This is a genomic window from Thalassomonas sp. RHCl1 (assembly GCF_947387555.1).
In the GTDB taxonomy this organism is placed as follows: domain Bacteria; phylum Pseudomonadota; class Gammaproteobacteria; order Enterobacterales; family Alteromonadaceae; genus Thalassomonas.
The window spans coordinates 787,529-802,171 of sequence record NZ_CANDNZ010000002.1; the positions used below are offsets into that span (position 1 = coordinate 787,529).

At 50.1% G+C, this 14,643-nt stretch carries 10 protein-coding genes; all 10 read right to left on the reverse strand.

All coding sequences use genetic code 11. The annotated features are described in order from the left end of the window. Positions 1-38: 38 nt before the first annotated feature. Positions 39-437, reverse strand: coding sequence for a fosfomycin resistance glutathione transferase (gene fos, locus QL234_RS09475; RefSeq protein WP_281557572.1), 399 nt, complete (start codon positions 435-437; stop codon positions 39-41). A 31-nt stretch (positions 438-468) separates the two neighbouring features. Next, positions 469-918 (reverse strand): GNAT family N-acetyltransferase, encoded by a 450-nt coding sequence (locus tag QL234_RS09480; RefSeq protein WP_281557573.1) that lies wholly within the window; start codon positions 916-918, stop codon positions 469-471. A 125-nt stretch (positions 919-1,043) separates the two neighbouring features. Further along, on the reverse strand, positions 1,044-1,814 hold the full coding sequence (locus QL234_RS09485) for a sulfotransferase family 2 domain-containing protein (protein WP_281557574.1): 771 nt from the start codon (positions 1,812-1,814) through the stop codon (positions 1,044-1,046). A gap of 17 nt (positions 1,815-1,831) precedes the next feature. Further along, positions 1,832-2,728, reverse strand: coding sequence for a hypothetical protein (locus tag QL234_RS09490; protein WP_281557575.1), 897 nt, complete (start codon positions 2,726-2,728; stop codon positions 1,832-1,834). Then, the gene (locus tag QL234_RS09495; RefSeq protein ID WP_281557576.1) at positions 2,709-3,563 is read right to left on the reverse strand and encodes a hypothetical protein; all 855 of its coding nucleotides are present in this window, start codon (positions 3,561-3,563) and stop codon (positions 2,709-2,711) included. Before QL234_RS09495 ends, QL234_RS09490 begins: the two co-directional genes overlap by 20 nt. Then, the gene (locus QL234_RS09500; protein WP_281557577.1) at positions 3,563-4,528 is read right to left on the reverse strand and encodes a hypothetical protein; all 966 of its coding nucleotides are present in this window, start codon (positions 4,526-4,528) and stop codon (positions 3,563-3,565) included. Before QL234_RS09500 ends, QL234_RS09495 begins: the two co-directional genes overlap by 1 nt. Positions 4,529-4,698: 170 nt before the next feature. Further along, positions 4,699-5,706 carry a glycosyltransferase gene (locus tag QL234_RS09505; protein WP_281557578.1) on the reverse strand — a complete coding sequence of 336 codons (1,008 nt, stop codon included), beginning with the start codon at positions 5,704-5,706 and terminating at the stop codon, positions 4,699-4,701. After that, positions 5,678-6,574, reverse strand: coding sequence for a galactosyltransferase-related protein (locus QL234_RS09510; RefSeq protein WP_281557579.1), 897 nt, complete (start codon positions 6,572-6,574; stop codon positions 5,678-5,680). Before QL234_RS09510 ends, QL234_RS09505 begins: the two co-directional genes overlap by 29 nt. A 5-nt stretch (positions 6,575-6,579) precedes the next feature. Beyond that, a complete protein-coding gene (locus QL234_RS09515) occupies positions 6,580-8,556 on the reverse strand; it encodes a hypothetical protein (RefSeq protein WP_281557580.1) in 1,977 nt (658 codons plus the stop codon). A gap of 102 nt (positions 8,557-8,658) precedes the next feature. Further along, positions 8,659-14,580, reverse strand: coding sequence for a hypothetical protein (locus tag QL234_RS09520; protein WP_281557581.1), 5,922 nt, complete (start codon positions 14,578-14,580; stop codon positions 8,659-8,661). Between the last annotated feature and the right edge of the window lie 63 nt (positions 14,581-14,643).

Genomic DNA, 14,643 nt, shown 5'->3' on the forward strand with positions numbered 1-14,643 from the left:
AACAAGACTAACATAAGTATAACCCGGGATAAGTTACCTTAATAAAACTCTAAACCGGAATAAGGGGTTAACTTTAATGATGCCGGCCTCTGCGCCAGGTTGCCAACATGAACTTCCAGCTTATGTCCGTCCGGATCGAGAATATAAAGGGACTCCCCTTCACTTTTGTTCTCTTTCCAGGTGGTAACCCCGGCGATAAGTAATTTATCCCGGATAAGGGGGAAGTCGGCAGCAGAAATATCAAAAGCCAGGTGACTATAGTCACCGGCGGGGCAACTGACATCACAGGATAAACAAAACCAAAGCTCCCCCAAAGACAAATAGGCACCGCTGTGCCATTTAGCATGGGGCTTCATGCCCAAAAGATTGACATAAAAGTTAAAAGAAACCGGTAAGTTATTGACAGCAATGGTAATATGATTCAAGCCTGTCAGCATTTCCCCCCCCCCAGTTTTAATGTTTAAGTTATTAAGCCAGTTGCCAGCGGCAAACCCCTTTAATATCGACATTTGCCCCCAAGCGCCGGTAAAACTTGATGGCTCCGTGATTATCTTGTTCAACTTCCCAGCGAATACGGCTTGCCCCACGGGATAAACCGACTTCTTTGGCCTTCAACATCAAAGCTTCACCAACCTTTTGACCACGAAAATCTTCCCAGACAAAAACATCATCAATATTCATATAACGGGCCCCTAGCCAGATGGAGTAATTCCAGGTATACGAGCAGTAACCGGCAACTTCCCCGTTTATTTCCGCCAGCAGCACACCAAATTCAGGTTTATCGCCAAAGCCGGCACGTAGCAATTCTGCTTTATCGGTAATAACGTATTGCTGCTGATCATGGTGTTTTGCGATGGCGATAATTAACGCATAAACCGTGTCGATATCAGACTGGCTGGCTTCTCTAACACTAAGCATTCTTTCTCCCAAGATTATTTTAATCGTGACATGCCTGGCTATTAGCAGAGCACTTTTTGCATAAATATATCTTAAAAACATCCAAATCATCAATAAACTACGCTCCTTGTATCATGTTAATGATGTCATACCGGGACGTAAGGGAGGTGTTGAAAACAACCGATGTCATCCTTGTCTAAGGGCTGTGCATAACCCAACAAGTTAAAATCTGTATGGTAGAGTTGATAAATCTTTTGCCATAAACCTATATCAACAGATTTGCTGATATCGGCTTCATCTAAAGACAAGGTTTGTGTGGCATTAACCTTACGGCCAAGATTGATACCGCTGCGCCTGGCAAGTGCTGTGGTTTCACTTCTTGATTCAAGGTGCACCAGCTGATAAGGCGTAACTTTGGACAAATTCAAGGTCATTGATGGTTCCTGCCCGCCGGGATTTGAAAGCTTTGCCGTTATCCTCTGTGATTTCAATGCTGAAGCTATTTCATTAAGCAAATAACACTGGGGCTGTAAATGAACATCGCGCTGATAAACCCCGGGTAAAAAGTCGATAAATTCCCGGTAAGATGTCTGCAAAAATCTCTGCAGCTTGCTGTTATCATCCGTCTGTTGGTCGAGGTCTAATACCTGAAAAAATAACCGCTGGCAGTCTTGCCAACTAAGTTTTCCCGGTTTTTTCTTGCGGATATTACGGCGAAATTTATCGTTAAAGAAAGAGAGCAGCCGGCTACAGGGGCTGCGAACGATGACATAATAGTCTGCGCCATTATTCAGGGCCAAAGGCAAAAATGAAGCGGTAACCGGATCTAAAGATTTCTCATCAACCAAACGGCTGTACATGACCTTATAACTGGTGGAGATCAACAGGTTTTGTTTGGCATGATAAAAATGAGGCATACGCTATCCTGCTGCCATTAAAGTCCCTGACGTAAAAAAGCAATCACCTCATCCTGCTTTTCCGCCCCCCAGCCCGGGGTAGGATTGACATCAATAATATACGCCTTGTGATCATTATCCATTACCATATCAACAGCGCCAAAACCCATGCCCATGGTTTCCAGCATTAAGCTGGCATTGTCGATCAGAGTTTGATAGGCGTGATTTTTACTGTGCTGAAATTTCAAAAACCAGTTTTTACGCGGCAATCCCGGCAACATCTTCTTAATGATGTTACCGTTGATGATCATGGATAATACGCTGTGGTTACCACAGCGGTAAAAGCGAAAGAACTTGCGCTCCTTATTTTCAATATACCTTTCTATCATCACCCCCTCATCCTGCCACAGGGTTTGTTCCACATCGGCTAACCGGGTTTTAAAATAGCTGTCAAACCCCTTTATCTGACAATCATGTATGTCTTCAACCCCCAATGCCACCATGAGATCTGAAGGCAGACTGGCCTCAAATTCACCGCCATAATTGTAATTACTTTTCACCATCACCGGCATTTTGCCCTGCTCCGGTTCAAGATGATCAATTTCAACATCCACCAGGCCTAATTGCCGGTTCAGGCTCTGTATGGTGCGTTTGCGGATATCGGTGACTTCACTGTTGATCACCGTAAACCCCAACTCGGTTAAGGTCTCAACGGTTTCTTTGTGATGAGTCAGCCACAGCCGCCAGTAGGATAAATTGATCTGAAAAAACCAATACAAGTTTTGCTGCGGATGAACATTGGCTATCTCCCTGGCTTTGGCGATGATACGACAATCATCTACCCTGGGCTCTGCCTCGATGATCTCCGCCTCAGGAAATAACCGGGGTAACAAGAAATCTTCCCGGGTACGCCATTTATAAATAACGATATGCATCTTGCTCTCCTTGCCCAAACAGGCATAAACGTCCTGGATATTTGGCATACCAGGCTTGGGGCCCCAGTTGCTGACGGATCAGGCTATTCTCAATAGCAAATAAACGGTTGGCGGCCACCGCCTGACCCGCGCACGAAACTATCGAAGGCGGGTTATGCCAACAACAACTGCTGCTGAGCTCATCGATATAATTAAAAGGTGCCGGAGTCAGTCCGGCATTAAAAATACGATAACTGTGCTCGGTATGCCCGCCCCTTCTAAGCAGAGCGAACTGGCGGTGCCAGCCGCCTACCGTGGCGAGTGCCCGCTGGCTGAAAAAGTTCACCTGGGCGCTGCCGAAACGGGCATGGCGGATTTTTTGTGGGCCAGCTGCCGGTTTTTCCCTCGGCAAGAAACTTGGCTGTCCCTCTTCGAGTAGCCTGGATGGCTCATGCAGGGAAAAGTGATGGATGCCGGTTTTTTCATAGGCGTCTATGTGAGCGGTAAAGAGCGCAGACTTAAGCACTTCTACATCATCTTCAATGAAAAAATAAAAATCATAATCCCCGAATAAGCTCATTACCCGGTTTTTCGCCACGCCAACCCCTTCCGGAAAATCGGCGATAACACAGTTAACCCCTAGCTGCTGTGCCAGCGTCAAAGTTTCCTTGTTGGGCAAAAGCGATAAACCGTCAATCACAAGCACCAGATCAAACCCGGGTAAGCCCTGCAACAGCGTTTGCAAACCCGGTAAATTTTTCGCAATCAAGGCGGGACGGGCACAGGTAGTCAGGGCCACAAGAGCACTGATATCAGAGCTTTTACCACGTCTGGCATATTTGTGACCGCCTTCCATCAACGGATCCCGTCGAGTAATTTTTCGGTTTTCGTCACCCGGGTTGTCCCCAGATCGGCAGCCATAGCGCCATCTGGCTGCGACAGCGGCAAAGCACCGCCGCTGATTTCGCTTAATTGCGCGGCATCTTCCGGGATGCCATGGCAAAATTTCGCCGGGCAACCGGCTTTAATCCAACTTGTCAGCCCTGCCAGGTAACCTTTTAAATAGACATCTCCCCAGCGGCTCCAGGTGGCTTCGCGGCCGAGGGAAGAAGTATTGAGTTCTATCACCCAGGGCTGCCCCTGGGCATCATACATAAAGTCAACACCGCTAAACCCCTGGCCATATTGGGTCAGGGCCTTGCCCAGTTTTGCCAGGGCAGATTCAAGGGGAGGAATAAAACCCAGCTCGCTTCTTTGATAAAAGCCCTTGTAGAATTTGCGATCAAAAACAGAGCGGGTATGCATATGGCGGCAGGCGAAAGCCTGATCATAAAAAAGATCTACCTTATGGGTATCCGGACTACCGTTGAGGATGCGCATAAAAACATCGGCATCCGGGTTAAAGCGCCGGGGATTAAAAGGCTGCCAATCTCGTCGGGTCAGGCATTTTATGCCGCCCCGGGAATAAGACCAATCTGCTTTAAATAGAAAAGCATCCGTCCCCCAACGGTCAAACAGCTTGGGGATGTCATTGATATCAGCCACCGAAGTCCAGCTGACCACAGGTAAGCCGCAGCGCTCGGCCAGTACCAGACGCTGTCGCCGGTTAAGGCAACGTTGTCCCAGCACCCGGCAACCGGGAGGTATTTTATCTTCATCTACCGGGTCATGCAGCAATAATATTGCCCCCGCATCCGCCTCTTCCACTCTTGGGTACCATCTGGCCCGGATACCCAGGGTTTCAAGTTGTTCACATAAAAAGGTTAACCCTTGCTGGACACTAGTTTCACTTGAGCGATCAATAAAATTTATTGTTTCCATTATATACGCCTCTTATTTTTTTCTGATCCAATCCCCTTACATCATGACTACAAGGTTAATTACGTCTTTAACTTTAGTTATAACCACAGCTTTTACCGCTTTTTTATTTTTGTTATTCAACTCCTTATTAGTTTTAACGCTTCCGTTTTTATTTTTTTGCATAAAGCAGGTCAGGTAATACACACCTGTGCTGCCCGATGCTTGTTGATTTCCAACCGGTATTGCTGCACATATGCCCGGGCCATATGCTGATAGTGATATAAATCCAGGGCATGTTGCCGGCAAGCGTGCGCCGACAGGTTATCAACGGCTTTGATAGCCTCCAGGTATTGACTGAAATGGTGACAGACAAAGCCGACTTTGCTGTTAACAATATCCATGCAGGCTCCCTTGTCACTGGTGATCACCGGGGTGCCGGAGATCATGGCTTCTGCCAGTACCAGGCCAAAAGCTTCATTGATTTGTGTGGGAAACAATAACGCCCTGGCACCGGCAAATAAACCGGCTTTATGTTTGCCAAAGATTTCACCGACATATTCAACCCCGGGCACATCACACAGCTTGGTTATTTCCCTGACCAGGTCTTGATCGCGGCCAGAGCCTGCCACCACAAGTTTTACCCCCGCTTCACGGGCACAATCAATGGCAATATCCAGTCCTTTGCGGCGCGCCAGGGGCAAGGCAGAAACAAACAGCAGATAATCGCTTTTTTGTTCACGGAAAGTAAATTCGCTGGGATCTATACCGTTATAGATAAAACGTTTGCTGTCATAAGTACGTGCCAACGAGGGAGAGACATAAATCCAGTTCTCCCGGCAACGGCTTCGCGCTAATCCATGCACAGCCAAATCGGTATGACAGGTGGCCACCCAAGGCAATCCCCGGCGTTCAAGCTCAGCCCCTAAGCTGGAATCACTTCTGAGATGATAAATATCAGCATCAAAAACAGGTTCAGAGACGATAGAGACATTAGCCGGTAATTTGGTTACAGGGATTGCCTGTTCCGGGTTTATCTGCTGACTATTTTCCAGACTCTCTTCCAGAGTATTTTCAAGATAATAAACCACCTGGTGGCCAAGCTGTGCCAGGCCTTTTACCAAAGCGTCAAAAACCCTGCCTCCCCCGGGCCCGCCAACAGCAGCCGGATATTTATGCCTGGCTTGAACAAATATACGCATCTTCGTCTCTATGCTTATTTTTGGCTTGAGCGTTTTGCTCAGGCTTACTTACCCGGTATTTATCTATGGCTCCTGGGATGCACTGTTTTTTCTCCTTAAGATATTCCAGCAACGCCTGACCATGAATAGCGCAGATGGCGCGACACCTTTGGCTGTTGCTTTGATAGCCGGGTTGCGCGCGGGTATCAAGCCAGCTACGGCTGTGATCGATATGAAAGACTTCCAGCTGCAGCCGACATTGTCGTAAAAACAAACGAATAACATGCTCCATGGCATTGTCTTCACCGCCCCAGCCTTCAAAGTTTTCATCCCAAAAACCCAAAGCCTGCAAGCTTTGCCTGCGGATAAAAAAAATGCCGCCGGCAAAGGTATTGCCATAACGCCTGTTTTTAATGGTATAAGTTGCCGAAACCTGGCTCATGTCTGCTTGAACGATTTTTTTATCCTCTGCCAGATCTGTAGTGGGCATAGCTAAGTCGACATTGGTGATATAAGACTTTTTCGGATCCACGGCATCAAATACCTGCAGCGCGTCAAAACAGCTTTGATAACTTTGCTTTGTCAAAAAAATATCGCAGTCGGCAAAAGCAACAAAAGGACGCATGCTGGCATTAACGCCAACATTGTTTGACCAGCCGCGATTAAACAGACCGGCATTAAAGACAAAAATCAACTGGCAATAAGGCAGATCATCAGCTGTTAACTTAGGCGAGTCGTCTTGCTCAACGATAATAATATTAAGCTTGTCGAAGGTTTGATGAAGGCGGGAGACCACATAAAATAACGCCTTTCTCCTGTCGACAGATGACTCCCGGTAACTGATGATGTAATCAATTTGCTCCGGGTTACAAATACAGTTGTCCTTCATAACACTCACATCACCTCAAGCATCATTTGCCTGGGTGCCTGCATTTTCATTGCCTGCCAGTTGGCAAGCAGCTGGATATAATAAGCACCGCTTTGCGGCGCCTGCCAGTTGATGCGGTACAAACCTTGCCCCAGCTCGGTGACCTTGCTGCGGCTTTTCCATACCCCGGGCACCAGGACAGTTAAACTGCTAAGCTGTTTCAAACCTTCAATCGGAGCTTTGCTGTTCGCATCCACCAATTTAAAGGTCAGTGCCGTGTTTTGCTGCGCTTTTAATGGCTGAGCCTGCCTCTCCTGCACTAAGCTTGCCGCCACCTGCAACAAGCGACTTTCTTCCTGTTCAGCTTCAGGTTTCACCCTGACTTCAAAACAATGCACCACGCGGGGGGACTCCAGGAAAAAAGCAACATCATAGGTACCAGCCTCGGCCAGTCGCCCTACCGTCTGATACTGGCCGGCGCTAACTTCCTGTAAACTGCGGTCAACAGCAATCACGGCACGGGCACTGCGGCTGAAATTTTTAAAACTGCCCATAGGGGCCGCCATGCCTTCTTTGTAATAATAAATTTGTTTATCTTTGGGATGGGCAATAAGCACAGCATTTTCCCCCGGCGCCTGAATAATGCCCGCAGCAGGTGTGGTGGCAAGACCGAAACCTTGCTCCCCGCCGGGAAAGTCCACCACCTGCAACGAAACCTCTTCATCGACAATGGCATCCATAGGTATCATTAAAACCGTTTCGCTGCCGCGGTGACGAATGTAGGCCAGGGTATCGCTGAAATTAACCTGATCCGGCCCCTGCTCCACCTTACCTTGTTTGGTGATTTTGTCATTTAAACTATCCAGGATATAGACATGATCATTTACCGGATTGACGACTATGCCATGGCGGCCATTCGGCGCAAAAGCAAGATCGCGAATGCCCGGATCCAGGGAGATCACTTTATTTATCGTCAAACTGCTGGCATTAACACTAGTAACTGTGCCGTCGCTGCTATTACTGATATAGACGGCATCGGCTGCCCGGGAATAGGCCAGGCTGACCGGGCTTTTGCCGCTAGGCAAGGTTTTTACAGGGCTCAGACCGGCAACATCAATAACTGTCAGCTGAGCTGCCCCCTCAGCGGCAATAAAGGCATATTGATCATCGCCAGAAAAGGCAAACTGATGCGGCCCGGCTCCCAGGGGGAAATCAGCGACCGGCTCCAGGCTGCGGGTATCTATCACCAGCACTCCCTGACCCGTTGCTTGCCCGGCTTGTGTTTCCTTCCTGCCCTCATAGGCAAGCCAAAGGTAGTGCTGATCCTGCTGCAAGGCCATTGCTTTGGGTATGCCCGATATTTTCATCTCGGTTATGACCTGAAAGCTTTGGCTGTCGACCACCGCCAGGCGCCGGCTTTTCGGCAGTGAGACAAATAACCTTTGCCGCACCTCAGCCAACTGCCAGTCAAAGCCCGGACTGGATAACGCCACCATAGTCAGCAGATTGCTGCCGCCAAAATGAAACAGGGGATCGACCACGGAGATAGTGGCATCCTGGTTCATTACCAGCACATAATAGGTGTTAAGGTTAACCGTGGGTTGAGCCAGGATCGAGCCGCCGATAAAGCTTTTCACCATGTTTTTACAGCTAGCCGGGGTATTGGGAATGCTTTCGGCGCGGCGTTGCATCCAGCCCGCCGGATAAACACCGGAAACCGGCGCGCCGCTGCCGTCGGTAATGGTAAAATTAAACACCGCATCACTGTCGGCAAAGACTACTTCGGGCATTTTCTCTTTATCCTGACTCTCCTCCTGTTGCAGCGCAGATAAGCTAAAATCCACCTTGATACCGTTTTGGACAATACCTTTTTGGGAAATAGCTGAAGCGTTAGCAACATCCGCCAGCACCAGCGCAAAAAACATGGCAAGCATCATCAGCAGCGCTTTTTTCAGCACTTTATTTAAGGGTTTAACTAAACTCAGCATTAACAGCTTATGCATAGATTTTTTCTCTCCACTCTTTACTGTTAACCATCACCTGTTCGGCACTAACAGCAGCCAAAAGCCCGGACAATTTTTTCAAAAATAACCGGGTCACTTACACTAACTACAAGTCACGGTTTGCGGTACAGTCGCCGGGGTAACTAAGGTACAACCACTGGGTAATTGGTAGTTATCAAACAGTTTGTCCGCATAAATATATTGAAGATCGTCAGGATCATTGGCATTTCTTTGCGGCACGCACACTAACGGCCGGATATTAGCCGTCATATAATCCTTACCCGGTTCACCGACCCTGAAGATGCCCCACATGCCATAGTTTTGATCTCCCCCCGGATATGAACGATACAAATAGTCTCCCGGGCTGGCAAAAGTGCCGCCGGCACTTGGCAGCACGATATCAAAGCGATCGGCGGCGCTGACTCCCATGCGGGAGCCCTGCCACTGTGAATCCGGATTATTGGTGATCACGGTTGAATCCATGCCATAAGGCTCTTCCTGCCAGACATGGCCAAACAATTCAAAAACATGTTGATCGGCGCCATGGGGCTCCATTACCCGAAAACGAACCGGATCCCCGGGGTTAGCATGGAATATCGAGGTTTCCGGCTCACCTAAAGGCGTACCGTCGGGATCATTGGGGTAAGGTTTACCAAGATCATTGGCAAAGGCACAGGCCATATCCAGCTGGTATTTATCCGGCTGACCGACATTAGTGCCGCTGGCCACGGTATCCCGGTAGCGGCCCCGCCCCTGCACCACACCGTCAATCACAGTCTCCCCGGCATTTTGACCCGAGTCTTTACCCGCCATGCGCTCAACACCGTAATTGATGGTGTTGGTGAACTTGGAAAATGCCAACTGCTCCTGCAACATGATCACATATTCCCTAAAATAATTTTTCCCGCCCTGCTCACTGCCCGGCGGCAAGTGCACAGTAGCGTTAACACCGGTTAGAGAATCGCTGGCAGATGCAACCTGAGCGACCCCCAATCCCATAGAGGAAGGACAAGTGGTTTTACTGCCGTCTTGCGAGCTCCAGCAGGAACCGGCGGGCTCTATCACCATACCCGCCAGCATGCCGTAACGGGTCTGCTTGATGGGATCTGCGGTAAGCAGGTTGGCGCTGCCAAATTCTGCCGGGATAAAACTGCGGCTGCCGTCGCTATTATCCCTGGTTATCCCCGCATACCAGGTATAGGTGCGCATATCTCCCAAAGGCACACTCTGGTTCTCGTTAAACCCCAGGTTAACGCCATTATCCTTGTTGATATCGTAGGAAACCAATTGCGGCGCCAAGGCCGCCTGTTTCGAGGCCTGCAACTTCATGTCACATTGCCATTTATCGTAATAAAGCTTTTTGCAGTTATCCCCGGTGGCCTGATCTGAGGTATAACGGAACTGCAACAAGGCATTTTGCCCGTTGGGGGCATTAATGGTTTCGGCAACCGGAAAAGCATCCCCTGATGTTTTAAACTTATTGGCCAGGTTAACCGTGATACATTCCCCGGCTGCGGCCCTGAGCACAAAAGGTTCAATATGCCGGGCGGCGCTCTGGCCCGGCAGGTTCGCCAACAGTTTATCATGGGTACATTCACTGCCTTCGACGCTGACATCGCAGCCAAAGTACAGCAAGGCATTGGGATCGCTCAACCGCTCCCTGTCGCTGTAAATCAGTTTGCCGTCGGGGAGTTGGGCGGCGGTTACTGTTACCACATTATAAGTACGTTGCTTGGCATCAACAGGACATGCCGGTGGTGTTTTTCTGTTTACGGCTTTTGCCCGTTTACCCGGCAAAGGCTCGAGACAGAGATCCTGGCGCCCTTGCTGGTAAGCGCGCATCAGTCCCCAATTGCCGTTAAGCAGGCCATTTTCTTCCGAGCTCGGGTTATAAAGGTAATCGGCAAACTGCACCCGCTCCCTTGCCCGGTAATTACACCCTGCTATCTGGGTGGGATCCCCGGCATCTGCCAAGCTTTGCCCTGAATTCACACTGGAGACGGGCACATCAAAGAGCATTTCAAAATGCTCGGATATGCCCATGGGCTGGTTACTGCGGTAACCAGAATTCTTATTCGCCGGTTCAAACAGCCAGCGAAAGCCCTGCATACTGAAATTATGCATATTGATATGTGCCCCCACCAGGGTGCGTACTTGTACCTTGTCCCCCTGGTACATCCTCATCAACGGCGTATAGGGATCGTCCGGATATACACCGGCACTGAGCGCTGTGGTGCTTGCCCCAACTGGCGTCTGAGTGCTGAGCTCGGGATCGGCGCGTTTAATGGAGTTATAGACATAAGCAAGATCCCCTTTAGGTCCCGAAGTTTGTGCCTGTTTGCCGTTGCTGTCTATCGGGGTCGGATCCCAGACCCTAAAGGGCAAAGGTTCATTGCGGTAGTTCACCGAATAAGTGCCTAAGGCAAACGGCGGCGTGGTGCTGATCAGGGTCGGGGTTTGCACTTCACCCGCCTGTTTTTGCGGCGGGCTAATGGCAAAATCCGGTGCCAGGTAACCAGAATAGCCGCGGGTAAAGCTCTGGATGGCAGCAACATAATCGGCATCATTGCCGTTCACATCCTTGTTTTGGCACAGGTCATTGGTGGTTGTTACCAGGCAGATGCTGTCCAGCGCCTGGTTAAAGCTGTCGCTGGAGCCGTAGGAAAGCGTACTGTTTATTTTAGGGTAACAGCTGGCGGGCAAGCTGCCGTCAGCCCCGGTGATACAAGGCGCAGGCCTTAAGCCGTCCTTGGTATATGCGAGCTGGAAATCTTGAAACTCAAGCATAAACTCCCGGTAACTGTCCGACGGCTCTTTCGTTTCGATAATGGCCTGCCAGCTGGTGGGCCCGCCGTCCAGCCGGGTATTAAGCGGTACGCCGGTTTCCGAATGCTTCCACACCGAACCTTCCGGTTCTATTAGCAGCCCCATATACAAACCCGCCTGCTGATGGGTGGAAGGACTGAAATGATCATGGGTAAAAACGGTGCGCATGGTACGGTCTTCTCCCAGATCGTTAAGCTGGGGATCCGCATACCAGCGCTGTACCGTGGTTTGCGCGCCACGCCATTCATTAGCGGCCCGGTCAAGACAATCGCTTTTATTGCTGCCGGTCAGCTCATTACACAGCCAGGTGGGCGCTTTTGCCGTGAGGGCGCCGTTATGGTTGTCCAGCTTGCCGTTATTAAAGGCGGCTATGCGTTCCACCACGGTTTGCGGGCTGAAAGTACCGTCTTCATAGTTCCAGCCGTTGGCGCCGCCGTCGGATGAAGTAACGTCAAATTTCACCAGGTGAATATGCTGGCCGAGGATATCGGTGGGGGTGCGCACCTGAAAATCATCCAGCTCGTAATATTCAGGTACGACATTGGCAAACCAATAGTTGACGCAATCCCCGGAATTGGCCCTGAAAAATAACGGCTCCGGCGGTCTTTGCCTGTTCAGGGTCGGCAGCAGATCCTGCCATAACACGCCAAAGCGCTGCTGGGAGTAATGCCAGCCTTTTTTATTGAGTACCACATCCATTTGCATATCCACGCCGCGATAGTGGCGTAATTTATCCGGGGGCGTCGGCGTCGGTGTCGCTAAAAACTGGCTGCTGGAGTTAGTCGCACAGGGATCGGCATAAGGCGCCCCCTTTTGCTGTAATAAGCCGTTTAAGACAAATTTATCCGCGACACCCTGAGGCGTGCTGGAATTATGGGTGCGGGTGGCATGCGCCCCCATGGCCACTTTCTCTATGTTGGTGCCATCTTCCGGTAAAGTAGTGCCCTGTAAAACATGGGTAAATTTACTGAAATCAAATTTATTATGATATTCAACAATTTCAGGATCGTAGTTATCAAAGGCTATGGTGCCGGGATCTTTGGGATCGGCAAAAAATGTGCCTGGTTTATAAACCACATGGCGGGGCAAGCCACCGTTAAGCTCGCCGTCGCTGGCTGTTTGGGCAAAGTCCAGCGGCGGATGCGGCGCCCTTTCCCCGGCAATACCGGGAATAAAAAACGGATAACCGGGATTTTGATAAACCGTACCGTCGGCAAGCTTACCGACATAGCGGCCGTCGCTATTGGTGGAAACACTGATATCCGGCAGTACTATCTGGCCGTTTTCAATATGCACTTCGCCCGGCAACGGTGCCATGGCGATGGTAGGCAAAGGCACTATGCCCGGGATCGGGGTACCGGCGGCAATCTCGCCGTCGGGTAAAGCTCGGCTGCCTGTTGCCGGTCTGCCGTTATCACTCAGCACTGTGCCTTGCTCAAAGACATCATGCACCCGCCACAAGCCCCACATGCCTTCGGCAAAATGCGGATAAAAATGGCAATGGAAAATAGAATCCCCCACCGTCTGGTTGCGGTTGCCGCTGCTGTTATACACCATATCCAAAGTAAAAGAAGATCCCGGACCAATCAGCTGGCTGTCCAAATAATGGCTGTCATCGCTGTTGGGGGAATGCAGCCACTGGTGGGCATGCAAGTGGTGCAGATGATGCAAAGTGCCGGCACCGTGGTGAATGCGCATTTTCACATGATCGTTCATATAGCTGTGGTAGACATTGGCGGGATCGTCGGGATAAAAAGCCTTGGTCGCTTTTTTCCCCAGCCTCGGCTGACAATTGGGCGGATTGGGGTCGCGCACATCCGTAGGCTGGCCAATCGGGTGATTTTCCGAGCAGAAGTTGGCGGGGATATCCACCACCATGGCAGGATCTCCCACGGTCCAGGAGCTTAAAAAGAATTCTTCATAGGCACAAGTGGCGCAGTCGTACATGGGACCGACATTGATACGGTTAGAATAAATTTCCGGCCCTATGCCCGCCATGCCGTAGTTGATGGCAAAAAAATCTCCCCCGGCGGCAAAGGTATTGCCATTGGTATTGGAAGCGCCGCCGGCAAAGGCGGCAAAGGCCTGCTCCGCCCTGACCGGCTCATGATACATAATATTAAACTCCCGGTAAGGCTCCAACGGCTGCGGATATTGCGGGCCGTCGCCAAAAGGCCGGCTACCCGGCTGAAAACGTCCGGCATCGGGTCCGGTAATAATGGCGGTGGGATCGGAATAAACCAGCTCAAAAGTATTTGCCTGGCCATCAAGTGGGCTTAACATATTAAGTACCGGCTTATTGCTGCCGGTATAATGCGCCTGATAATCGATTTGCGGCTGTCCGCTGGCAGTTTTAACCGGATTGCCTGAAGCGTCTTTTTTTGTTGCTGCCAGCATAACCTGCTCGCTTACCTGGCTGCGGTAATATTCGGCCCCCTTGGGCTGGACATTTAATGAACCGAACAAGCCAAAGGTTAACTGTCCCTGAAAAAAATTACTGAAATTATCGGCGGCGCTGTAGAGCACAAAGGTGCCTTCGGCGGGGATAAACAGCGAGTAGTCCTTGCTAAATCCGGGTGATGCCAGGTTATTGGCGTTTTTCCCGATATAGGCGCCGTCATTTTTGATCGCCTCAGGGTTATTAAGCCTTGTCGAAAAAACCTCGGTGCCTTCAATATGCACCCCGGCGAAACTGGTGAGCTCTTGCGGCGCCGGTGCCAGCAAATTGGTAAAATGTATATCCAGGCAATCATGAACATTGGCGCGCAGTACTATGGGTCTGGGCCTTTTGTCATGGCGCAGGCTGACATTGTCGATCAAATCCCAGTAATTTCCGGCTTTTCCTGCCTGCAAATCCGCCAATAAGGCATTGCCATTATCGCTGTCGCTGCCGGTATAGATCAAATCGGAGGAAAGCGCGAAGATCATGCCGTTAAGCTGCGAAGCGCCCAGGCGGTTGTACCAAAAAGGCTGGTTTAACGCCACCATATTGACTTTGACTATCCGCTCAACCTTGCCGCCGATTTGACAGCGGTTATCTGCTGCTGACGGATATCCGGCCTGGGGTAAATTAGGGGCCTGGGCGCAACTGCCCACCAATACAGATAACAGGCCAAGCGTCATTGCCTGCTTTATCACGCGCATGGGGCGCATTAACAAGGCTTTTATCAAGCCAAAAAGATCATCACCACTGCCCATTGTCTTTCTCCTGGTTATGACACCAAAAAATCATCTTATCCGTGATGTTATCCGACCAAGACA